Here is a 22,457-nt window from a genome sequence, read left to right as displayed (position 1 = left end):
CCCGACCTCTCCTCCCAGCCCCATCACCACCCGCCCCCACCCCCCTTCCGTGCTTCCGCACCCCGCCTCCCGCCGGCGCCTGCCATCCTGGCCGGGCACGCGCCCGACCCCGTGCATGGAGGCGCCGATGTCCGACGACGGGATGGCCGAGTCCGGCTACCGGCAGACCCTCACCCGCGGCATCGGCCGCTTCGGCAGCTTCGCCGCGGGAGTCAGCTACATCTCGATCCTGACCGGCACCTTCCAGCTCTTCTCCTTCGGCTACGCGAACGGCGGCCCCGCCTACTGGTGGTCCTGGCCGATGGTCTTCGCCGGCCAGCTCGCCGTGGCGCTCTGCTTCGCCGAGCTCGCCGCGCGCTACCCGGTCGCCGGCTCCGTCTACAACTGGAGCAAGCGCCTGGCCGGCCCCACCGTGAGCTGGCTCGCCGGCTGGATCATGGCGCTCGCCTCCGTCGTCTCGCTCGCCGCCGTGGTGCTCGCCTACCAGAGCACGCTCCCGCAGATCTGGCGCGGCTTCCAGCTGGTCGGCGACGGTACCGGCACGAGCGCCGGGGTCAGCGCGGTGCTCTGGGGCGCGATCCTGGTGGCGTTCACGACCGGCGTCAACGCGATCGGCGTGCGGCTGATGGCCCGCATCAACAGCGTCGGCGTGCTGATCGAGCTGGTCGCCGCGGTGCTGCTCGTCGTCGTCCTCGCCGCCAATGCGGTCAACCCACCGAGCGTCGTCCTCGAGACGGCCGGCCGCGGCGAGGGCGTCCCCGGCGGCTACCTCGGCGCGTTCCTCATCGCCGCGATCGCCTCCGCCTACGTGATGTACGGCTTCGACACCGCCGGCTCGCTCGGCGAGGAGACCGTCGACCCCCGGCGCACCGCCCCGACCGCGATCCTCCGCGCGATCACCGCCTCGTTCGTGCTCGGCGGCCTGATTATCCTCTTCGGCCTCCTCGCCGCCCCCGACCTCGCCGACCCCGCACTCGGCTCCCCGTCCGGCGGCCTGCAGCTCGTGGTCCTCCAGGTTCTCGGCGGCCCGCTCGGCTCGGTGTTCCTCGGCTGCATCGTGGTCGCGATCACCGTCTGCGCCCTCGCCGTGCACACCGCCGGCATCCGCCTGGTCTTCGCGATGGCCCGCGACAACGCCCTGCCCGGCAGCGCCCTGCTCGCCCGCGTCGACCCGCGCCGCCGCACCCCGGTCGCCCCTGCCGTCCTGATCGGCGTGCTGGCCGTCCTGATCCTCGTCGTCAACATCGGCACACCCGAGATCTTCACCGCCGTGACGAGCGTCGCCGTCATCCTGATCTACCTCGCCTACCTCCTGGTCACCGTGCCCCTGCTGCTGCGCCGCCTCCGCGGCCGCTGGCCCACCGCCGACGCGCCCGCCGGCTGCTTCTCGCTCGGCCGCCTCGGCCGGCCGGTGAACATCGTCGCCGTGCTCTGGGGCGCCGCGATGGCCGTGAACCTCGCCTGGCCCCGGACCGAGGTCTACGGCGACGGCCCCCTCCGCTGGATCGCCCTGATCGTCGTCGGACTCGTCGTCACCGTCGGCCTCGCCTGGTTCCGTCTCCGAGGCCGCCACCACCTCGGCGTCCTGCCGGAGCACGCCCAGCCGCTCCCGCAGCCGCTCGACCGCTGACCCGCCGACGGCCACGCTCCTGCCCGCCCCTCCGTGTCGCCCGATCCGTCACCACCGGCTGCTGCCTCCCCGCCGAAGGAGCCGTTCGCGCCGGATCGCGGCCTCTCTCTGCCCGCGGGAGCCGACTCAGTCCAACGAGCTCCTCGCTCACCGCATCGGGGCCGTCGATAGTCTGCGCGGGCTCCCGTCCGACGGTGCGCCAGGATGGACGGCGGGCGATCGCCCGTCGAGGGGAGGGAGCGCCGTGCCGGACCGCCAGGCTCTCTCGACCGGCGCGCTGCTGGCGCATGCGGTGCTCATCCAGGCCGTCGCCTTCCTGCTGCGGCCGGCCGCTGTCTACCAGGCGATCCAGCTCGACGTGCCGGCCTGGGCGCTCGGGGCGCTCGGCGCCTCGTTCGCGGTGGTGCCGCTGCTGATCGCGCTGCCCGTCGGCGGCCTCGTCGACCGGGTCGGCGCGCGCTTCGTGATGGCCTGCGGCTCACTGCTGACGATCGCCGCCGCCGGCCTGCTGCTCCTCGCGGGCGGCGGCCTCGTCGGCCTGCTCTGCGGCACCGCCCTGCTCGGCGCCGGCCACCTCGGCTGCGTCGTCGGCCAGCAGGCCGTGGTCGCCGGGGGAGCGGCCGGCACCCGCCTCGACAGCCGCTTCGGCTACTACACCTTCGCAGCGTCCCTCGGCCAGGCGATCGGCCCCGCGTTCATCCCCGTCTTCGCCGGCAGCGCCGTCCGCCCCGACCCGGCCCCGCTGTTCCTGGTCGGAGGTGCGCTCGCCGTCCTCCTCCTCGCCGTCACCACCGCGATAGCCCGCCCCGCACCCCGTGCCACCGCCGAGGCCCCGTCCGAGGGCTCGACGCTCGGCCTGCTGCGGATCCCCGGTCTCGCCCGCGCCCTGCTCACCAGCGCGACCGTCGTCGCCGCCGTCGACCTGACCGTCGTCTACCTGCCCGCCCTCGGCGCCGAGCGCGGCCTGCCCGCGGGCGTGGTCGGCGCCCTGCTGACCGTCCGCGCTCTCGCCTCGATGGCCTCCCGCCTCCTGCTCGGCGCCACGACCTCCCGCTTCGGCCGCACCCGCGTGATGGTCGCCGGCATCGTCGTCTCCGCCGTCTGCCTGATCCTCACCGCCCTGCCCGCTCCGACCGCGCTGCTCTTCGTCGCCGTCGCCCTGCTGGGTCTCGGGCTCGGCATCGGCCAGCCGATCACCATGTCCTGGCTGATCGAGCGCACCCCCGCCGACCGCCACGGCCGCGCCCTCTCCCTCCGCCTGGCAGGCAACTGCATGGGCCTGATCGCCCTCCCGACCCTCCTCGGCACCATCGCCGCCGCGGCCGGCGCGGGCGGCGTCCTCATCGGCACCGGCGTCGCCGTCGGCTCCACCCTCGTCCTCCTCCGCGGCGTCCGCCTCGACTGAGTACCGCCCCTCCAGACGCCGCTCGGTTGGAGTTGAAGTCCGGCCACTACTCGAAGGAAAAGTGTCGGGCAAGGTGAGTATTGCGAACCGGCTTATGCTTCGTCCGGAAGGTAATGTCACATGCGGCAATCGTGCGACTTGTCATCCCTCCGGGAAGCTACCTGCTGAGCGCCAGTCGTCATTCTCGGCGTCTACCGCAAGCCCAGATGATCGAAGGCGCCCAATCAAGGTTCTACGACTGGATATGTCATTGGTGAGAGAAACGTAGTTGAGGCCGTGAATGTCACTGAGCTGTCGCACGTCACCTATTTTTACCAATATTACCGAATTCGGCTTAGTTGCGATTGCCCATCCGGCTTCGAAAACTACGTTCTGCCGAGCTTGACCTGATAGGGAGGCTTCCCGCGGGTCGTCTGTCGCCTCGCTGAACTCTGCTTTCACTCGTCCTTCATCGTCTGGAGTGAGGAGCACGACAACAGCGTCCGCGGCTGCAATGCCCGCCCGTACAATGTCTAATGTCAGAGGGCTTCCTCCGCCGGCTAAATGCGCTGCTGCCTCCCAAGTGATGACGCGAAGGTCGAGAGCTTTTAAGAAGGAGGCGAGGCTGGCATGAACGTCGGCATCGCGACCCCTGACGATGAAGACCGATCGTCGCGCTAAATTGTCAAAGCTTAGGTTCGAATTGCCTGGGGAGGGCGATTGGTACGCCGACGCCCCCTTGGATTGAGGGCCGCCAGGAGCTGAGTCGGTTGAACGAGCACTCGCCGTAGCTGGCTGACGAGTATCTGAGGGAGTAGTTGCTGAAGTCGGTACTCTATCGGCCTTAACTTCTGAACTGCTAGGCTTGGCTTCTTCCGCTAAATCCCGATCCAATGAATCGTAAAAATCTTTCGACGCTACACTCCCTCGACGAAGCGAAGACATTCCGGCGCTGTCACTACCTACATAATTGATTAGGGACATCAAAGTAGAGGGCCCACTTGTTCGCTTGCTGAGTTCCTCAATCAAGTGATTGGTCTTCTTGAGGCGATTTATTGTCAAGTCGTGGCTGAAGGGTTCTACGTCGAAGCGCTGAAATAGACCGTCGATCACGGCGTGACGTTCTTGCTCAAGCAAACGGGCTAGGGAATGGCGAGTGGCTCCGCTAATTTTTGGCATGCGCTTCTCCGAAAAGTCGTTGTGTTGCGACTCTATCGTAGGCTTGAGTACGGCGAAAGGTTCTTGACCAGAAGTCCGCTCGGAGTGCTAGCTTTTAGTCGACCAAGCCCTCTCGGGTGTTCCCCTGCCGGGTGAGTCAACCGATCGAATGTCATGATCAACCTGCTCACTCCAGGCGGACCTCCGCCGCGGACTTGTCGGCGCGCCAGCCGCGCCAGACGGGCTGGCGGAGGGTGCCCCCGGAGGTGCGCTCGCGGTAGCGGACCTCGCCGACGAGGACGGGCTCGACCCAGTGCACGCCGCGGGACTCGGCGGGCGGGACGGACACTGCGGGCTCGTCGGTGGCGTGCTCGGCGAGGCGGTCGACGAGGCCGCGACGCTCGCGGTCGCTGAAGCCGCTGCCCACCCGGCCGGAGTAGACCAGGCCGTCGTCGCCGGGGAGTGCCGTCAGCAGCGAGCCGACCGAGCCGACGAGTCCGCCCTCGCCCTCGCGCCAGCCGACGATCACCACCTCCTGCACGCGGTGATGGGTGAGCTTCACCCAGTCGCCGGAGCGGACGCCCGGCCGGTAGGCCGCGTCCCGGCGCTTGGCGACCACGCCCTCCAGGCCGAGCGCGAGGCTCGTCGATATCGCCTCCTCCAGGTCGCCGTCGAAGACCGACGGCACGTGCACGCGCTCGTTCTCGGTCGCCAGCTGCTCCAGAGCCGCGCGGCGCTCGTCGTAGGGGCGGCCGATCGCCTCCGTGCCGTCGATCGCCAGCAGGTCGAAGAGCATCAGGTGCACCGGAGTCGCGCGCGCCGCCGCTTCGATCTCGCGCGGCTTGGTCAGGCCGCCGCGGGTCTGCAGCCGGCCGAAGTCGGGCCGGCCGCGGTCGTCGATCGCGACGATCTCGCCGTCGAGCACGCAGTCGACCGCCACCGCCTCGGCGATCGGATCCAGCAGATCGGGGAATGCGGCCGTGAGGTCGTTGCCGTTGCGGCTGGTCAGGGTCACCGCTCCGCCCGACACCCGCACCAGGGCGCGGTAGCCGTCCCACTTCATCTCGATCGCGGAGTCCCCGGGGATGTCCGCCGCCCGGCCGGCGGTGGCGAGCATCGGCCGGAACGCGGCGGCCTCCGCGATCGGAGAGCTGGACGGCGTAGTCGCTCCAGACCCCGCCGCCCCGGACCCCGACGCCCCGCCGGACCCCCCGCCCTTCCGCACCCCGACCCCGCGCCCGTGCGCCTTCCCTCCGTGTGACTGTCCCCCGTGCGCCGCGGCCCCCGGCGCCATCAGGTGCAGCAGCCAGTTCTTCTCGTCCCCCTTGCCGCCCTTCGCCCCGGTGTGGAGCAGCGCGTACCGGCGCGGCTCGCCGCCGAGCCCGCCGTCCGGCCGGCCGGTCAGCACCGCGATCACCTCCTCGCCCTCGCGCCACTTCTCCAGCGCGTAGGTGCCCTCGTCCCAGATCCGCACCTCGCCGCCGCCGTACTCGCCCGCGGGGATCGTGCCCTCGAAGGTCGCGTACTCGAGCGGGTGGTCCTCCGTCTGCACAGCCAGCCGGTTCGGATCGCCGTCCAGCGGCGGACCCTTCGGCACGGCCCAGCTGACCAGGACGCCGTCGTGCTCGAGCCGGAAGTCGTAGTGCAGCCGTCGCGCGTGGTGCTCCTGCACGACGAAGGTGTCTCCCGACGTCGCGATCCCCGCCCCCGGCGAGGGCACCGGCTCCGGCGTCTTCGAGGCGTCGCGCATGCTGCGGTAGGCGGCCAGCCGGTCGGCGGAGGCGTCGGTCGCCGCGAAGCCCGCCATCCGCTCCGGCGACGGCTCGAGCCCCGCACCGCGCGCGGCCAGCACCGGGCGCAGCAGGTCGCCGTCGCTCCGCAGCCGCTCGACCACCTCGTCAGGAGCCAGATGCCGCAGATTTGCCGCCCCGATCTCCTCCCACGAGCGCGGCGCCGCGACCCGCGGCAGGAGCCGGCCCCGCAGCGAGTACGGCGCGATGGTCGTCTTCGCGGCGCTGTTCTGGCTCCAGTCGACGAGCACCTTGCCCTCGCGCAGGGTCTTCTTCATGTCGGAGACGACCAGATCGCGGTGGTGGGCCTCGAGCACCTTCGCCAGCTCGTGCGCGACCGAGGAGATCTGATCGCTCGAGGCGGAGGCGTCCAGCGGGCAGTACAGGTGGATGCCCTTGCTGCCGCTGGTCACCGGGAACGGCTCGAGCCCCATCCCCTCCAGCAGGTCGCGCGCGAGGAACGCCACCTCGGCGCACTCCGCCAGCCCCGCCCCCTCGCCGGGGTCGAGGTCGAGCACGAGCCGGTCCGGCGGCCGCCGCTCGCCGTCGGAGCCGACCCGCCATTGCGGCACGTGCAGCTCGAGCGCCGCCTGCTGGGCCAGCCAGGTCAGCCCGGCGACGTCGTCGACGAGCGGGTACTCGACGTCGCGGGACGAGTGCGCGAGCTTCGTCCGGCTGAGCCAGTAGGGCGCGGAGGAGGGCAGGTTCTTCTCGAAGAAGACCTCGCCGGGCTCCTCCGCAGTGCCGACCCCGTCGACCCAGCGCTTGCGCGTCACCGGCCGCCGGGCGAGGTGCGGCAGCATCGCGGAGGCGACGGACGCGTAGTAGGAGAGGACGTCGGCCTTGGTGAACCCCGCCTCCGGATAGACCACCTTGTCGAGGTTGGTCAGCCGCAGGCGCCGCCCACCCACCGACACGAGCTGCTGCGAGGAGGGGGTCATGACTCCATGGTGGCGTCGCCCGTCCGCCGCCGGGGAGGGAGTTGCGCCGACGGGGGAGGATCGCGGCGAGGGCGGCGGTGTGGAGGAGTGTCTCGCGGCCCGCGCACGGCTGCACTGGATAGCCTGACGATCACCCCACTTCCTCGACAAGGAGCCCCCGTGCCCGAGACGATCACCGACATCCCGCTCACCACGATCGACGGATCCGCGTCGACGCTCGCCGACTACGCGCCGGTGAAGCTCATCGTCAACGTCGCCTCCCGCTGCGGCCTCGCCCCGCAGTACGAGAAGCTCGAGGCGCTGCAGAAGCAGTACGGCGACCGCGGCTTCACGGTGCTCGGCTTCCCGAGCAACCAGTTCCTGCAGGAGCTCAGCGACTCCGACAAGATCAAGGAGTACTGCTCGACCACCTGGGGCGTCACCTTCCCGATGTTCGAGAAGGTCAAGGTCAACGGACGCTCGGCGCACCCGCTCTACGCGGAGCTGACCAAGACCGAGGACGAGGCGGGCAAGGCCGGCAAGGTGAAGTGGAACTTCGAGAAGTTCCTGATCACCGCGGACGGCACCGTGCACCGCTTCCGCCCGACGGTCGAGCCCGACGACCCGCGGATCGTCCAGCTGATCGAGGCGTCGCTCTCCGCCTGATCGCGGCGGCTGCGCGGATCCGATCGAACGGCCGCGCGGGATCGACCCCGCGCCGCGGCAGTCCTAGCGGGCGCGCAGTCCCTCGTCGATCCGCGCCTGCACGGGCTCGACGCCCTCGGGGCAGACGATGTCGGACACCTCGAACGGCGTCGCACGGGTGAAGGGGATCATCTCGATCCCGTCGACGTGCCGCAGAAGGACGAGCGCACTGTCGCCGTCACGGAGCGTGCGGCGCACCTGCCGCAGGAAGATGCCGGCCATCTCGAGCTCGACCGTGAAGATCCGGCCGCTCACGTCGATCCGGCAGCCGAGCACGGGCTGGGAGGCGGTGGAGGCGGAATCGGGCGCGTGGCGGACGGCGATCGGCTCGTCCTTGCGCAGGGAGCCTCCCGTCCCGGTCAGGGTGGGTGCTGCGACTGCTCGCGCGGTATCGGTCATCGTCGTCTCCGTCCGTGGTCGCGACCGACGGAGAACCGCCCGGTCACTGTCCTCAGACGCTACGACGCGACCCTGGGACGGGGGGTGGGGTTGACGGATGCACCGCGGAAGGGCACGGCGGCCGGGGGCTCAGCCCTGCCGCGACTCCTCGGGCTCCGGGAGGACGGACAGCTCGCCGTGCATGCTCGCGACGCTCAGCATCTGCTCGATCCACGCGCGGTTGAGCTTGGGCTGGTGCGTCTCGGCGAAGCGGAAGTGCAGCGGCACCGACGGGTGCAGCCAGACCGAGCTGCGGCCGTGGCCGGTGGAGGCGTCCTCGGTCCAGGAGAGCGAGAAGGCCTCGTTGCGCCGCAGCTTCGACAGCACGGCGACCTTGAGGTGGGCGAGCACCCGCTCCTCGAACTCGATCTCGAGATTCTGCGGTCCATAGGTCAGCGTGGCCACGGGCGCCCTTCGTCAGTGCGAGCCGCCCACGGCGGACAGCTCCTCGGGGACGGTAACCGGTGGAGCCCCTCCACGCGGAATCGACGGACAGACACGCCGATGCCCCATTGACAGCCCGGGCCGCGCCCCCTAGTCGAGGGTCGCTTCATCCGCATGCTGGTCGAGTAGCCCCGCAGGGGGTGCCGCCCTCTCGCCGAGGGCCTCTGCGAACCCCATGCTGGTCGAGTAGCCCCGCAGGGGGTGCCGCTTTCTCGCCGAGGGCCTCTGCGAACCCCATGCTGGTCGAGTAGCCCCGCAGGGGCGTATCGAGACCCACCGTCCCCAGCAGGGTGGGTCTGCAGACTCGTCCTCTCGACGCGGGTGGATCTCGATACGCCCTCCGCGAGGGCTACTCGATCAGCATGGAGCGTCCGCCCTGACGAGGTGACCTTCTCGCGTCCCGGACGCACTCCGCTCGGACGTTCGGCTCGCGCTTCCGCCCTGGGCTCGCGATCTCGGCGCATTCCAGCGTGCCGGAGGCGTTTCCGCGTGCCGGAGCTCGCGCGCACGGGGACGTTCGGCTCGCGATTCCACCCCGGGCTCGCGGAATCGGCGCATTCCGACGTGCCGGAGGCGACCCCGCGTGCCGGAGGACGTCCCCCGCAGCGAGGACCGCGCCCGGCCGCCGTCCGGCGCGACCGGGTAGCATCGCAGGGCCTGTTCCGGCGGACGAAAGCGACGAGGCCATGAAAACGCGAGTCATCTTCTACCTCATCGGAGGCGTCCTCCTCCTCGGCGCCGGCATCAGCTCGCTCGGCGACGGGGTCTCCGTGCCGGACATCATCACCGTCCTCTGCGGCGTGCTGATCCTCGCCCTCGCCGGCTGGCAGTACCGCCGCTCGCACGGCCCCGATGAGCGCACGCCGGGCGACGACGTCGAGCGCCCCCACCGCTAGCCCGCGCGCACCCCGACTCCCGCCGTCGGCCGCCCGGCCCGCGAGCCGCTATCCGCGCGCCAGCAGCAGCCGGTACGGCGCCGCCCGCTCCACGCGCCAGCCCTCGGGCGCCAGCACGCGCAGCTCCGGCGCCGTGTAGCTCCGCCGCACCGACAGCGACCCGTCGTAGTGCAGGAACGACCCCGCGGCGATCGGCCGGGTCGCCGCCGCGTACGCGGTGTACGCCAGCCGCGAGCGCTCGATGTCGTTGTGCAGGGCGCGCGGAGCGAGCCGCTCGCTGTCCTCGAGCAGCGCGCTCAGAGCCTCCGCCGGCAGGTGGTGCAGCAGGTGGTTCGACGTCACGATGTCGTACTGAGCACCCTCAGCCACCAGGTCGGCGCTGCTCGCCCGCCGGAACTCGAGCCCGGCCGGCGCCGGCGTCGACGTCGCGAAGGCGAACGCCCGCTCGTCCGGATCGATCGCGGTGATCGCGAGCCGCAGTCCGTCCGCGTGCGCCCAGTCGGCGAGCGAGCGCGCGATGTCGCCGCCGCCCGAGCCGATGTCGAGCAGTCGCAGGGGCTCCTCGCTCCGGAACAGCGGGCGCAGCCGGGTCCGGTAGAGCCGCCGCCAGCCGGAGACGAGCCGGTTCACCGTGCCGAACCGCGCATAGGTCGCGTCGAGCAGGGCGCGGTCGCAGGACGGATCGTCCATCAGCTCCTGCGCGTCCGTCTCCCGGTGCCGGAGGTCGGGGACGAGCGGCGCGTGGGCGCTCACGCCCCGCCGCGCTTGGTCAGCAGCGCCATCTCGACGGTCAGCCCGGGTCCGAACGCCATCGCGCCGATCCGCTCGCCGTCGGCTGCCTCGCCGTGCAGCAGGCGGCGCAGGATGAACAGCACGGTCGCGCTCGACATGTTCCCGACCGTCCGCAGCACCTCGCGCGAGGGCCGCATCTGCTCGTCCGAGAGGCCGATCGCCGACTGCACGCGGTCGAGGATGCTCCGGCCGCCCGGGTGCACGGCCCAGCGCTGCACGTCCGCGGCGCCGACCCCGCCGAGGCCGAGCATCGGCTCGAGCGCGGCGGTGATGTTCGTGCCGATGATGGACGGCACGTAGGTGCTCAGCCGCATGGTGAAGCCGTGGTCGCCGATCGTCCAGGCCATTTCGTCCTCGCCCTCGGGGGTGAGGGTCGTGTCGAGCTCGTCGATGTCGAGCACCGCGGTGCCCGGCTCGGGTGCGCGGGCCGTGACGACCGCGGCGGCGGCCCCGTCGGCGAAGACGGAGGTGGCGACGATCTGCTCCGCGTCGCTGGAGCTGGTCAGGTGGATGCTGCAGAGCTCCGCCGCGACGACCAGCACGACGGCCGACGGGTCCGCCTCGCAGAACGCGCGGGCGGCGCGGAGCCCGGGGAAGGCGCCGTAGCAGCCCATGAAGCCGAGGTGGAAGCGCTGCGTCGAGACGCGCAGCCCGAGCGCGCGGACCAGCTGGTAGTCGGGACCGGGCGCGTAGAAGCCGGTGCAGGAGACGGTGACCACGTGGGTGACCTCGTCCGGCGCGAAGCCGGCCGCCTCGAGCGCGCGCCGGGCCGCCTGCGCGAACAGCTCCGGAGCGCGGGCCGTGTAGACGGCGTTGCGCGCGGCCGTGCCCGGGTCGAGCAGAAGACCGGAGCGGGCGTCGTAGAAGGTGCTCTCGCCGTCGCGCTCCTCGCCGTCCAGCTCGTCGACGACCGTGTGCCGGGTGTCGATCCCCGAGGCGTTGAAGGCCGCGCCGATCAGCCGCGAGCCGAGGCGGGTGACGGCGGGCTGCGCGGCGAAGAGGTCGCGGAGCTCCGGCTGGTGCAGGACCGTGGGCGGGACGGCCGTCTCGATGCTGCGGATGTGGACGCTCACCCGCGGGAACCTACCGCACGTTCCTGCGGGTGAGCGGCGCTCCGGAGGCTCCGCGTGGCGGTGCTCAGAGGATCGGCTTCCCGCCGGTGACGGCGATCGTCGAGCCGCTCATGTAGCTGGCGTCGTCCGAGGCGAGCAGCACGTAGGCGTGCGCGACCTCGGCGGGCTGGCCGGGGCGGCCGAGCGGGACCTGCTCGCCGAACGAGGCGACGGCCTCCGGCGGCATGGTCGCCGGGATCAGCGGGGTCCAGATCGGGCCGGGGGCGACCGCGTTCGCGCGGATCCCCTTCTCGCCGAGGGCCTGCGCGAGCGAGGCGGTCATGCTGAGCATCGCGGCCTTCGTCGCCGCGTAGGGCAGCAGCTGGTACGACGGCTGGTCGGACTGCACCGAGCTCGTCGCGATGATCGAGGCGCCGCTCTTCAGGTGCGGCAGCGCGGACTTCACGAGGTGGAAGTAGGCGCTGATGTTGGTCGCGATGGTGCGGTCCCACTCCTCGTCGGGGATGTCGGTGACCTCCTCGCGGCTCATCTGGAACGCCGCGTTGCTGACGAGCACCTCGAGGTGGCCGAGCTTCTCGACGGTCTCGGCGACGACGGAGCGGCAGTGCGCCGGGTCCTGCAGGTCGCCGGGGAGGAGCAGCGCCTCGCGGCCGGCCTCGCGCACCCACTTCGCGGTGTCCTCGGCGTCCTCGTGCTCGTTCAGGTACGAGATCGCGACGTCGGCGCCCTCGCGGGCGAACGCGATCGCGACGGCCTTGCCGATGCCGCTGTCGGCACCGGTGACCAGGGCGACCTTGCCGCTCAGGCGGCCGGAGCCGCGGTAGCTGGTCTCGCCGTGGTCGGCCTTCGGCGTCAGCTCGGCCTCGGTGCCAGGCGGGGTCTGCTCGGGGGATTCCGGAGTCATGGTGCTCCCTCTCGTCGTGGGTCGGTCCTCCCATGCAAGCCGCTCGCGCCCCGCCGCGCCACGGGGTTGACGCCTTCTTCCGCTCTGATGAGCAGCCCCCCCTGCATGCTGGTCGAGTAGCCCCGCAGGGGCGTATCGAGACCCACCGTCACCAGCAGTCGGGCTCTGCAGACCCCACCTGCCGACCACGGTGGATCTCGATACGCCCGCTTCGCGGGCTACTCGATCAGCAGGAGGCGACGACCCCGCCGGCACCCGAGCCGCCCGTCGATCCGCGCCGTCAAGCCCGAGACACCGGGAGCCGCCGGGGAGTTGACTGAGCCGACGCTCCGCACCGGGGCGCACGAGGAGGCCGACATGAGCACGCCCACCGATCGGGGCCCCGGCTCCGACAGCACCGGTCCCGACCGCAGCGACCGCTTCCGCAGCGAGCCGAGCGGCGCCGACCACGACGCGACCACCCGCTTCGACACGACGAGCACCGCCTCGACCGCCACAGGCGCCACCGCGACCACCGCCCCCGACGACCAGCCCGCTGCGCACCGCGCCCCCGTCGACCCCGACTCCGCGGAGGCCGCGAAGGCCCGCACCGCCGCCCGCAAGGACATCCACCAGCGCGAGAAGGACCGCTTCGGCGGCCTCAAGATCGGCTGCGCCTTCTTCGGCTGGCTCGCCGCGACCGGCCTCGCGGTCATCCTCACCGCCCTGGTCACCGCGATCGGCGCGGCCGTCGTCGGCACGCAGGACGTCACGGCCGACCTGGCCGCGGACCCCGCCGCCTTCGGCTGGGTCGGCGCGATCGCGCTGCTCGTCATCCTGCTGGTCGCCTACTACTCGGGCGGTTACGTCGCCGGCCGGATGGCCCGCTTCAGCGGCGCCAAGCAGGGCGTCGCGGTCTGGGCCTGGGCCGTCGTCGTCGCGATCGTCGTCGGCATCGTCTCCGCGCTCACCGGAGGCAGCCAGATCCTCTCCGCCGTCAGCGGCTTCCCGCAGATCCCGCTCGACGCGGGCGACGCCACCGTCACCGCGATCGTGACCGTCCTCGCCGCCCTGGTCGTCTCCCTGGTCGGCGCCGTCCTCGGCGGCCTCGCCGGCATGCGCTTCCACCGCCGCGTCGACCGCGAGGGCCTCTCGGGCCTGGCCGTCTGACCCCCCTCCCGCGAGATGCCACTTGTGAGCCCCCGTCTCGGCGTGTCGCCCTCGTAAGTGGCATCTCGCGGGCTGCGGCCGCACGGGCACCCCGGGCCCTCCCCGCGAGATGCCACTTGGGTACGGCTCACTCGGCGTGTCGCGTACCGAAGTGGCATCTCGCGGACTGCCGCCGGGGCTCGCACCCCCGGCTCGCCCCGCGAGATGCCACTTATGAGCCCCCGTCTCGGCGTGTCGCCGTCATAAGTGGCATCTCGCGAACTGCGGGCTGCACGCGCACCGCGGGAGGGGGCGTACGCCTACGCTCGTGCGGGTGGAGAACGCGCGTGGAGGCAGGCTGAGCATCGAGCTGGCGGAGTGGGCGGCGCCCGCGGCGCTCGCCGGGCTCCGGGACGAGTACCTCGCCTTCCTCGCGGAGCACGGCGACGCGGCGCTCGAGCGGGACGGCGGCCCCGAGCACGTCACCGCGAGCTGCTTCGTGCTCTCGCCCGGCCTCGACCGCGTCCTGCTCTGCTACCACCGCAAGGGCCGCTTCTGGGTGCAGCTCGGCGGGCACGTCGAGCCGGCCGACGCCTCCGTCCCCGCCGCCGCGGAGCGCGAGGTCCGCGAGGAGAGCGGCCTGCCAGCCCTCACCCTGCTCGGCGACGTCCCGCTCGACCTCGACCGGCACGGTCTCGGCGGCGGCTTCGGCCGCTGCAGCACTCACTGGGACATCGGCTACGGCGCGATCGCCGACCCCGCGCAGCCCTTCGCCGTCAGCGACGAGAGCGACGCCCTGGCCTGGTGGCCGGTCGACGCCCTGCCCGAGGACGTCCCGCCCGGCTTCCCGGAGCGCCTCGCCGGCGCGCTGGCGGCGGCCCGCAAGCTCTGAGGATCCGGAGCCGCGACGAACGCCCGCCATGCGGCACGATGAACGCATGCCCGACCCCGCGCGCCCCGTCGTCGTCCTCGCCGGAGCGAGCGGCTTCCTCGGCACCGACCTCGCCCGCCGCTTCGAGGCCGACGGCTGGACCGTCCGCCGGATCGGCCGCTCCGGCCCCGACGCCCGCTGGGGCGACACCGCCGCGATCACGCGGGCCATCGACGGCGCCCGCCTCCTCGTCAACCTGGCCGGCAAGAGCGTCGACTGCCGCTACACCGCCGCCAACCGCGCCGAGATCCTGCGCTCCCGGATCGACACGACGACGGAGCTGCACGGCGCCGCCGCGGCCGCCGCGACCCCGCCGCCGGTCTGGATGAACGCGAGCACGGCCACCATCTACCGCCACGAGGAGGAGCGCGCCAACACCGAGCGGGACGGCGTGCTCGGCGAGGGCTTCTCCGTCGACGTCGCACGCGCCTGGGAGAAGGCGTTCTTCGCCGGCGAGACCCCCGGCGTCCGCCGCCTCGCCCTGCGGATGACGATCGTGCTCGGCGACGGCCCGGCTACCGGCATCCTGCTGAAGCTCGCCCGGCTCGGCCTCGGCGGCCCGCAGTTCGACGGCCGCTGGCCGGCCACCCGCGCCCGGCGCGCGGCCGGCGTGCACCACGAGTACCGCCCCACCCACGGACGCCAGCACTTCAGCTGGATCCACGTCGAGGACGTCTACCGCTCGATCCGGTTCTTGGAGGAGCAGGGCCCGGAGGAGCAGCCCCTCGACGGCCCCGTGAACCTCGCCGCGCCCAACCCGAGCGACAACACCGAGCTCTCCCGCCTCCTGCGCGCCGCGGTCGGCCGGCGGATCGGCCTGCCCGCTCCGCGCTTCGTCCTCGAGCCGGCGACCTTCGCCCTGCGCACCGAGTCCGAGCTGCTGCTCAAGAGCCGCTGGGTCGTCCCCGGCCGCCTCGAGGAGGCCGGCTTCACCTTCGCCCACCCCGACCTCGGCGAGGCCCTCCGCGACATCGTCGCGACCGCGCGCTGACCCCGGGCCGGGATCGCCCGCCCTCCCGACACCGCCCTCCCGACACCGCCCTCCCGACACCGGCGCCCCGCCCCCGCCGCGCCCCTCCCCGATCCCGCGGGTACTCATCGCACGCGCTCGAATGCTAACGTCACCATGCCCTGAACGGCGCGGATCACCGTGTCGCGGTACGAGGCGGCCCTGCGCTCCGTGAACGGTCACGGATCGTCGCGGCGCCGCCGACTCCGCCGGGCACCGCCGACGAAGGAAGCAGCGCACCGTGGGATCCAGCGACAGCACGGCCCGGCATACCGCGGCCGGCAGCGTCGAGGTCCGTGCCCGGCGCCTCGACGGGACGTCCGTCGGATTCCGCGCCGTGCTGGTCGCGACCGGCGACGGCCGCCTCGTCGTCGCGGACAGCACTCCCGTCCCGACGGGCTGGCGGTTCACCGGCGCCGCGGACGAGCTGCTCGAGGTCCGCCTGCCCGCCCGCCCCGGGCTGCGCGACGTGAGCGTCGTCTACACGACGACCCTCGACACCCTCGACCACGTCGTCGTCCCGGACACGGGCCGCTGGCACATGAACAGCAGCCACCCCGTCTCCGCGTGGCGCTTCAGCGGCGACCTGCAGGTCCGCGCGAACTCGCTGAAGACGCCGGTCTACGTCTTCGAGCGGCTCGGCGGCGGCGTCCACGGCGTGGGCGTGATCGCCGCGCCCACGGAGATGGACATCACCCTGCACGAGCCCGCCTCGAACCGGGCGCTGAACGTGCACTTCCGCCGGCTCCGGGTGGAGTTCACGCTGCTCCACCTCGCCGACACCGCGGAGGCCGGTGCCGACGGCGAGGCCGTGCACCGGTTCTGGATCGCCGTCCTCCCCGCGTCGCAGCACGCCGACTGGCGCTCGGTGCTGCGGCGGTTCTCCGCCTGCGAGCGGCTGGCCCTGGACGTGCGCTACTCCACCCGCCCCGAGGCGCTCGAGCCCTACTGGTGCACCGGGGTCGACTGGAGCTCCGAGCACGTCACGCAGGAGCTCGTCCTGCGGAACGCCCGCCTCGCCGCGGAGCTGGGGATCCCGAACATCGTCATCGACGACGGCTGGTTCGGCCGCGGACGGGACTCGAGCGACGACGTGCCGATGGACATCGGCGACTGGACCCCCGATCCGGTCAAGTACCCGGACCTGCCGTGGCTGATCGAGTCGATCCACGCGCTCGGCAGCCGGGTGATCATCTGGTGCGCCCCGCACGCCGTCGGTCCCGCCTCCGCGGCCTTCGGGCGGGTCGGCGACCTCCTCGTCCAGGACGCGCACGGCGCCCCGATCCTGAACCCGGCGATGTTCTCCTCGCTGTGCTTCCGCAGCGAGCGCGCCCGGCGGGTCATGGTCGACGTCGTGCGGGACCTCTTCCGGCGCCACCCCTTCGACGGCGTCACGTACGACCTCTTCGACGGGCTGCCGTCCGAGGAGTGCGAGTCCCCCGAGCACGCGCACGACCTCGGCTCGACGATCGTCGGACTGCACCGCGTCCTCGCCGAGTGCGCGGCGATCACCGAGGCGCAGCCGCGGCCGGTCGTCGTCGAGATGAAGCAGGACCACGCCACCGCCGCCATCGCCGGGCTCGGCTCGGTCGTGCGCGGCGGCGACTCCCCGTACGCGTCGCGGACCAACCTCGTGCGGATGGACCACCTCCAGGCCCGGGGGATGCCGGGGCTGAACGACTACCAGACCTTCCCCCGCTCGGCGTCGCCCGCCGAGGTGTGCGTCATCGCCCTGCGGATGGTCGCCGGGGGAGTCCCCGCCTGGGGACGCGACCTCACCGCGCTCGATCCGGGCCAGCGCGTCTGCCTCCTCCGCGTGCACCGCTGGTACCGCGCGCTCCTGCACCACGGCGCCGGCGCCCACCGCGAGAGCGACCGGGACGGCGTGCTCCTGCTCCGCACGGACGTCGGCGTCGTCCTGATCTGCACCGAGCCGAGCCGCGTCGTCACCGTGCCGGCCGACTGCTGCCAGATCGTGAACGCGACCCTCTCGACCGAGCTGGTCCTGCGCTCGGAGCAGAAGCGGACCGTCCTCGGCACGCGCTCGATCCTCGCCGAGGTCTGCGTCCCCAGGCTGCGCTCCCTCCCGAGCGGCGTCCACCGCCTGGACCTCGGCACCGGGACCGTGCTCACTCTCGCCGTCGAGCTCCGGCCGCACCCCAGCGACGCCGACGGAGACGCCCGATGACCGACCGGACGGACCCCGCCGCGATGACGACCGCGCGCGAGAGCGTCCGGCGGATCCTGCGCGCGAACCCGGACTACCGCCGCGTCTTCCTCGCCCAGATCGTCAGCCAGGGCGGCGACTGGTTCACGATGATCCCGCTGATCGTCCTGCTCCAGCGCCTCACCGGCGACGGCGCCCTCGGCGCGCTGCTGCTCGCGGCCGAGACCGCGGTCATCGCCGTGCTCTCGCTCTGGGCCGGCGGGCTCGTCGACCGCACGTCGCGCCGCACGGTGCTGGTCGTCGCGCAGGCGGGGTCGGCGCTCGCCGTGCTGCCGCTGTTCCTGCTGCAGTCGGCGGGGACGGTGTGGCTCGCGGTGCTCACCTTCGCGCTGCTCGCGGCGGGCAAGGCGTTCTTCACCCCGGCCGTGAACGCGATCGTCCCGCAGATCGTGCCGCGGGAGAGCCTGCTCGTCCCGAGCACCGGGCTGAACTCGGTCTGGGGAGTGATGCTCGCGCTCGGCGCCTCCCTGGGCGGCATCGCCTCCGCGCTCGTCTCGCCGCACTTCTGCTTCGCGATCACTGCCGGCGCCTACGGGTTCTCCGCGCTGCTGCTGCTCGGCCTGCCCGCGGCGCGCGGCACCGAGCGCGGGGCGGGGCAGGGGGCGGGGCGCGAGGCCGGCCGCCGCGGAGGCCTCGCCCGGTTCGCCCGCGACGTCCGCGAGGTCGCCGCCTTCTGCCGCTCCGACCGGCGGATCCCGGCCCTCCTGCTGGCGAAGCCCGGCAGCCACCTCGGCAACGGCGCCATCGCGCTCTTCCCGGCGCTCGCTCTGACGATGGCGGCGGACCCCGCCGTCGCCGCGAGTCTCCTCTTCGCCGCGCGCGGCGTCGGCGCCGTGATCGGGCCCCGCGTCGCGCGGTCCGTGGCGGAGCGTTCGCCCGACCTCCGCGGCGGAATCGTCGCCGCCGTGCTCCTCTTCGGCCTCGGCTACGCCCTGGTGTCGATCAGCACCTCGGTCGTCCTCGCGATCGCCCTCGTCCTGCTGGCCCACATCGGCGGCAGCATGAACGCGAGTCTCAGCGGCTACGGCCTGCAGTCGATCACCGCGAACGACCTGCGCGGCCGCGTCTTCGCCGTCGACACCATGATCGCCATGCTCGCGATCGCCCTCAGCCAGGCCCTGGTCTCGCTCGGGATCCTGCTCCTCGAGCCGCGCACCGTCATGGCCCTGTGCAGCGCCGTCGTCCTCGGCTGCGCGGCGCTCTGGTGGTCCGCGACCCGCCGCACGCCCCTGCGCACCGCCTGACCCCCCCCGTCCGCCGGATCCGCTCTCCAGAGATCGTCGTCCTCGAGCTCCCGCTACGACGACTCTTGAGGAGTCGCCCGCTCAGCAGGCCCGGAGCCGGCCGACCGCGGCCGAGAGCGTAGGAGTGCCGCCGAGGATCGTCACGTAGTCGAGGTCCTGTCTCGCGATCGCCGTCTTCGTCGCGCCCGGGAGGCAGGTCGGCTCGCTGAGGTACAGCGGCGCTCCCCGCTCCGCCGCCGCGGGCCCCGCGGCCAGAGCGTCGGCGAAGCTCGTCGCCGAGGCGACGAAGGCCTCGTCGACCAGCTCCGACGGCGGATAGAGGGCGTTGAGGAGGCGACTGGTGTCGTGCCGGTCCGTCCCCGCCACCCGGTGGACGGACTCGACGAGGGTCGACGCGCGCAGGGCCGACTCGATGCCGGAGCTGATCGACGGGGTTCCGCCGAGCAGCTGGCCCGACTCCGCCGAGAGCCGGCGGATCGCGTTCCGCGTCGCGTTGTCCAGATCGATCCGGGCACCGTCGACGAGGAGGACGGGCTCGAGCCGACGCCCGGCGATCGGCGCGGCCGAGAGGGCGTCGGGGAAGTCCGTGCCGGTGGCGAGGAAGACCGTCGAGTAGTCGGAGCCGCGGAACGCGTCGGCGACGATCCGCCGCGACGTCTCGTAGCGGTCCCGGCCCGCGATCCGCACGACCGGAGCGTCGGTCAGGTCGTCCAGGCTCCGCAGGACGGCGTCGCTGACCGAGAGGGCGCTGCCGACCACCACGATCCGGCTCGGCCGCAGGTCCTCGACCTGGCGGGCGACGGTCTCGGGGAGCACCAGCGGGTCGGTCAGGAGGAGGCTGCCACGCTGGAGCGACGCGGCGGGCCCGGCGGACAGGGCGTCGGGCCAGTTCGCCCCGCTCGCGATGTACATCGGCGAGTTCTGGGACACGTATCCGGCGCGTGAGACCAGTGTCGCGGTCTCGTAGCGGTCCGATCCCGCCACGCGCTCGACGTCCGAGCCGTAGGCGGTCGGGGTGAAGTCGATGCCGGTGAGGCCTTCTGGTTCGAGGGATTGGTAGACGTACTTGTCGAGGCGCGCCGTCTCCTGGAAGTACTCGTCGTCGTAGTCGGGGACGTCCGCCTCGGCGAGCCGGAAGACGTAGACGCCGGTGGGCAGGCGGTCCGCGCCGCTGAACGAGTAGCGGTCCTCCGCGCCCGGCGTGCCGCTGGTGGCCAGGGAGGCGAGCTTGACGAGATCCCCCGCGTTGCTGGAGTACCAGGCCTCGACGATGAAGTCCGTCGTCGTGACTCCGGGGGCGGCGGCGGGCGTCACCGTTCCGGTGACGGTTCCTGCGGCGGCCAGCTGGATGTCGACGGAGTCGTTCGATCCGGTGAACCGCTGGGCCTCCCGCTCGAACGGACTGCCGTAGACGCCGCCGAAGGGGTTGTAGGCGTACCAGGTCGGGTACCAGGCGTCGTCGTCGATCACCTCGGCGCGCACGGCGTAGCTCCCACCCGCGGGGAGGGTCAGCGAGTAGGTCTCATCCGTGACGATCTCCTCGACCACGGCTCCGGCCTCGTCCACTGCCCGGACCCGGTACGCCTCGCCGGTCGGATCCGGGGTGGCGGCGTCGACGCTGCCGGGGCGGAGGAGACCCGACACCTCGATCGTCCCGGCCGCAGAGGCCTGCGCCGGTGACCCCGCCGCGACGGCTCCCGCGAGCAGCGACAGGACCGCCCCCGCGGTGGCGAGGAGGCGGACGCGGGACCGGGAGCGGGCTGCAGGGGACAACGGTGGCCTTCCGGAGCGACGGAGGCGGCTCGGTCGGGGCGACGGGCTGCCGGATGCGCCACACGCTAGCGACGACCGCCGACGCGAGCGGCGCAGCGAGACACGTCGTCCCACTCCGGCGACCGGGGCGAGGCGCCGGCGGGAGCCTCCGTGCTAGCGCCCGGCGACGCGCAGCGCGATGTCGCGGCGGTACTGGCCGCCGTCGAGGGTGATCAGGTCGAGGGCGCGGTACGCCCGCTCGCGGGCCTCGGCGAAGTCGGCGCCGCGGGCGACCACGTTGAGAACCCGGCCGCCGGTGGCGACGAAGCGGCCGTCGACCAGCTGGGTCGCGGCGTGCGCGATCGTCACGCCGGGGACCTCGGCCGCCGCCTCCAGGCCGCCGAGCGCGCGACCGGTTGCGGCGTTCTCGGGGTAGCCCTCGCTGGCGAGCACGACCGTCACGGCGACGTCCTCCGAGAAGGCCGGCCACGGGACGGAGGCGAGCGCGCCGGTCGCCGCGGCGAAGAGCAGCGCCGAGAGCGGGGAGACCAGGCGCGGCAGCACGACCTGCGTCTCCGGGTCGCCGAAGCGCGCGTTGAACTCGATCACGCGGATGCCGGCGTCGGTGACGATGAGGCCGCAGTAGAGGAGCCCGACGAACGGAGTGCGCTCGCGCTCGAGCTGGCGGATGGTCGGGATGGCGACGGTGTCGATGACCTCGTCGACGAAGGCGCGCTCGCTCTCCCAGCGGTCCGCGAGCCAGGGGAGCGGGGAGTAGGCGCCCATGCCGCCGGTGTTCGGCCCCTCGTCGCCGTCGGCGAGGCGCTTGTAGTCCTGGGCGGGCGAGAGCGGGACGACGTCGTGGCCGTCGGAGAGGAGGAAGAGCGAGACCTCCTGGCCGGCCAGGAACTCCTCGATCAGCACGTCGCCCGACTGCAGCCAGAACTCGGCGTGCGCGACGGCGGCGGTGCGCGACTCGGTCACCAGCACACCCTTGCCGGCGGCGAGGCCGTCGGCCTTCACGACGTAGGGGGCGCCGAACTCGTCGATGACGCGCGTCGCGTCGACGAGCGTCGAGACGCGGGTCGCCCGGCCGGTGGGGACGCGCGCCATGTCCATCACGCGCTTGGCGAAGGTCTTCGAGCCCTCGAGGGCGGCGGCCGCGCGGTCGGGGCCGAAGGTGGGGATGCGGCGGCGGCGCAGGGCGTCGGCGACTCCCGCGACGAGGGGCGCCTCCGGGCCGATGACGACGAGCTCGATGCCCTGCTCGACCGCGAAGTCGCTGACCAGGCGCGGGCTGTTGGTGTCGAAGTGGATGACCTCCACGTCGCGCGCGATCCCCGCGTTGCCGGGGGCGGCGATGATCTCGTGCGCCTCCTCCTCCGCGAGCAGAGCGGTGATGATGGCGTGCTCACGGGCACCCGAGCCGAGGACGAGGATCTTCACCCTGACAGGATAGGCCCGCCCCGGAGCGCCCCCGCCCGGGTGCGCGCCCCGTCGCCGCGCGCCCCTGCCGGCGCCCGCCCCCACCTCCGCGAGATGCCGGTTGTGCACGCCTTCTGCGGCGTGTCGCGTGCACAAGTGGCATCTCGCGGGGCCGCCGGGCACCGGGGGGCACCGGGCGGCACGGCAGACTGGAAGCATGGCCAAGGGGAAGATCGACGAGGCGACCGGGCAGGACGCCGTGCGGGCGGCGCTCGCCGGCGGGGCCGACCGCAACACGACGGCGACCGCCGTGCGCTTCCTCCTGCAGATCATCGAGACGAACGTCCCGGGCCGCAGCGTCGAGGTCCGCGTGCCGCCGTTCGGTGCCGCCCAGTGCGTCGAGGGCCCGGGCCACACCCGCGGCACTCCGCCCAACGTGATCGAGATGGACGCCGCCACCTGGCTGCCCCTCGCGACCGGCTCCCTGCCCTGGAGCGAGGGCCTCGCGAGCGGCCGGATCCACGCCTCGGGCGTCCGCGCCGACCTCTCGCCGTTCCTCCCGCTGCTCCACGTCCGCCGGCCGTCGGCGAATTAACATCTCGTAAAC

19 protein-coding genes are annotated in these 22,457 nt (G+C 72.7%); 10 read left to right on the top strand and 9 right to left on the bottom strand.

All coding sequences use genetic code 11. The annotated features are described in order from the left end of the window. Window positions 1–127 precede the first annotated feature (127 nt). Together MT353_RS08830 and MT353_RS08825 are read left to right on the top strand one after the other, a co-directional pair. Window positions 128–1,630 (top strand): APC family permease, encoded by a 1,503-nt coding sequence (locus MT353_RS08830; RefSeq protein ID WP_243624178.1) that lies wholly within the window; start codon window positions 128–130, stop codon window positions 1,628–1,630. Between the two features lie 244 nt (window positions 1,631–1,874). Next, window positions 1,875–3,035 (top strand): MFS transporter, encoded by a 1,161-nt coding sequence (locus MT353_RS08825; RefSeq protein ID WP_243624177.1) that lies wholly within the window; start codon window positions 1,875–1,877, stop codon window positions 3,033–3,035. 141 nt (window positions 3,036–3,176) lie between these two features. Here the strand turns inward: MT353_RS08825 and MT353_RS22115 are convergent, their stop codons facing one another. Further along, window positions 3,177–3,959 (bottom strand): TIR domain-containing protein, encoded by a 783-nt coding sequence (locus MT353_RS22115; RefSeq protein ID WP_374204702.1) that lies wholly within the window; start codon window positions 3,957–3,959, stop codon window positions 3,177–3,179. Window positions 3,960–4,359: 400 nt separating this feature from the next. Next, on the bottom strand, window positions 4,360–6,903 hold the full coding sequence (locus MT353_RS08820) for an ATP-dependent DNA ligase (RefSeq protein ID WP_243624176.1): 2,544 nt from the start codon (window positions 6,901–6,903) through the stop codon (window positions 4,360–4,362). Between the two features lie 159 nt (window positions 6,904–7,062). Here MT353_RS08820 and MT353_RS08815 point away from each other — a divergent pair, with 159 nt between their 5' ends. Then, window positions 7,063–7,548 carry a glutathione peroxidase gene (locus MT353_RS08815; RefSeq protein ID WP_243600723.1) on the top strand — a complete coding sequence of 162 codons (486 nt, stop codon included), beginning with the start codon at window positions 7,063–7,065 and terminating at the stop codon, window positions 7,546–7,548. A gap of 63 nt (window positions 7,549–7,611) precedes the next feature. Here MT353_RS08815 and MT353_RS08810 read toward each other — a convergent pair whose 3' ends face one another. Further along, window positions 7,612–7,986, bottom strand: a complete 375-nt coding sequence (locus MT353_RS08810; protein ID WP_243600722.1) for a hypothetical protein — start codon at window positions 7,984–7,986, stop codon at window positions 7,612–7,614. Between the two features lie 129 nt (window positions 7,987–8,115). Then, entirely contained in the window at window positions 8,116–8,430 is a 315-nt protein-coding gene (locus MT353_RS08805) for a hypothetical protein (protein WP_243616181.1), read from the bottom strand. 725 nt (window positions 8,431–9,155) lie between these two features. On the opposite strand from MT353_RS08805, the gene MT353_RS08800 reads away from it, so the two are divergent. After that, window positions 9,156–9,365, top strand: a complete 210-nt coding sequence (locus MT353_RS08800; protein WP_123706287.1) for a hypothetical protein — start codon at window positions 9,156–9,158, stop codon at window positions 9,363–9,365. A 48-nt stretch (window positions 9,366–9,413) separates the two neighbouring features. On the opposite strand, the gene MT353_RS08795 is transcribed toward MT353_RS08800, so the two are convergent. The 3 genes from MT353_RS08795 to MT353_RS08785 all read right to left on the bottom strand — a co-directional run bounded on the left by MT353_RS08795 (window position 9,414) and on the right by MT353_RS08785 (window position 12,134). Next, a complete protein-coding gene (locus MT353_RS08795; RefSeq protein WP_243600721.1) occupies window positions 9,414–10,118 on the bottom strand; it encodes a methyltransferase domain-containing protein in 705 nt (234 codons plus the stop codon). Further along, complete coding sequence (locus MT353_RS08790; RefSeq protein WP_243600720.1) at window positions 10,115–11,230, bottom strand: 3-oxoacyl-[acyl-carrier-protein] synthase III C-terminal domain-containing protein; 1,116 nt, start codon at window positions 11,228–11,230, stop codon at window positions 10,115–10,117. The genes MT353_RS08795 and MT353_RS08790 overlap by 4 nt, the downstream gene beginning before the upstream one ends. A 64-nt stretch (window positions 11,231–11,294) precedes the next feature. Then, entirely contained in the window at window positions 11,295–12,134 is an 840-nt protein-coding gene (locus MT353_RS08785) for an SDR family oxidoreductase (protein WP_243624175.1), read from the bottom strand. Window positions 12,135–12,491: 357 nt separating this feature from the next. On the opposite strand from MT353_RS08785, the gene MT353_RS08780 reads away from it, so the two are divergent. From MT353_RS08780 to MT353_RS08760, 5 genes are all read left to right on the top strand, one after another. Further along, window positions 12,492–13,283: a hypothetical protein gene (locus MT353_RS08780; protein ID WP_243624174.1), complete on the top strand. Its 792-nt coding sequence runs from the start codon at window positions 12,492–12,494 to the stop codon at window positions 13,281–13,283. Between the two features lie 313 nt (window positions 13,284–13,596). Continuing rightward, window positions 13,597–14,154, top strand: coding sequence for an NUDIX hydrolase (locus MT353_RS08775; protein ID WP_243624173.1), 558 nt, complete (start codon window positions 13,597–13,599; stop codon window positions 14,152–14,154). Between the two features lie 46 nt (window positions 14,155–14,200). Continuing rightward, the gene (locus tag MT353_RS08770) at window positions 14,201–15,184 is read left to right on the top strand and encodes an epimerase (protein WP_243624172.1); all 984 of its coding nucleotides are present in this window, start codon (window positions 14,201–14,203) and stop codon (window positions 15,182–15,184) included. A gap of 259 nt (window positions 15,185–15,443) precedes the next feature. Next, complete coding sequence (locus MT353_RS08765; RefSeq protein ID WP_243624171.1) at window positions 15,444–17,390, top strand: alpha-galactosidase; 1,947 nt, start codon at window positions 15,444–15,446, stop codon at window positions 17,388–17,390. Beyond that, window positions 17,387–18,673 carry an MFS transporter gene (locus tag MT353_RS08760; RefSeq protein ID WP_243624170.1) on the top strand — a complete coding sequence of 429 codons (1,287 nt, stop codon included), beginning with the start codon at window positions 17,387–17,389 and terminating at the stop codon, window positions 18,671–18,673. The genes MT353_RS08765 and MT353_RS08760 overlap by 4 nt, the downstream gene beginning before the upstream one ends. A gap of 81 nt (window positions 18,674–18,754) precedes the next feature. Here MT353_RS08760 and MT353_RS08755 read toward each other — a convergent pair whose 3' ends face one another. Beyond that, window positions 18,755–20,446 (bottom strand): cell wall-binding repeat-containing protein, encoded by a 1,692-nt coding sequence (locus MT353_RS08755; protein ID WP_243624169.1) that lies wholly within the window; start codon window positions 20,444–20,446, stop codon window positions 18,755–18,757. Between the two features lie 153 nt (window positions 20,447–20,599). Continuing rightward, window positions 20,600–21,871, bottom strand: a complete 1,272-nt coding sequence (gene purD / locus MT353_RS08750) for a phosphoribosylamine--glycine ligase (protein ID WP_243624168.1) — start codon at window positions 21,869–21,871, stop codon at window positions 20,600–20,602. A 196-nt stretch (window positions 21,872–22,067) separates the two neighbouring features. On the opposite strand from purD, the gene MT353_RS08745 reads away from it, so the two are divergent. After that, the gene (locus tag MT353_RS08745) at window positions 22,068–22,445 is read left to right on the top strand and encodes a sterol carrier family protein (protein ID WP_123448056.1); all 378 of its coding nucleotides are present in this window, start codon (window positions 22,068–22,070) and stop codon (window positions 22,443–22,445) included. Window positions 22,446–22,457: the final 12 nt, after the last annotated feature.

The organism is Rathayibacter sp. VKM Ac-2927 (genome assembly GCF_022815525.1).
Lineage (GTDB): Bacteria > Actinomycetota > Actinomycetes > Actinomycetales > Microbacteriaceae > Rathayibacter > Rathayibacter festucae.
Note: the sequence above shows the minus strand (reverse complement) of the source record. Positions and strands in the feature narration are given on the sequence as shown.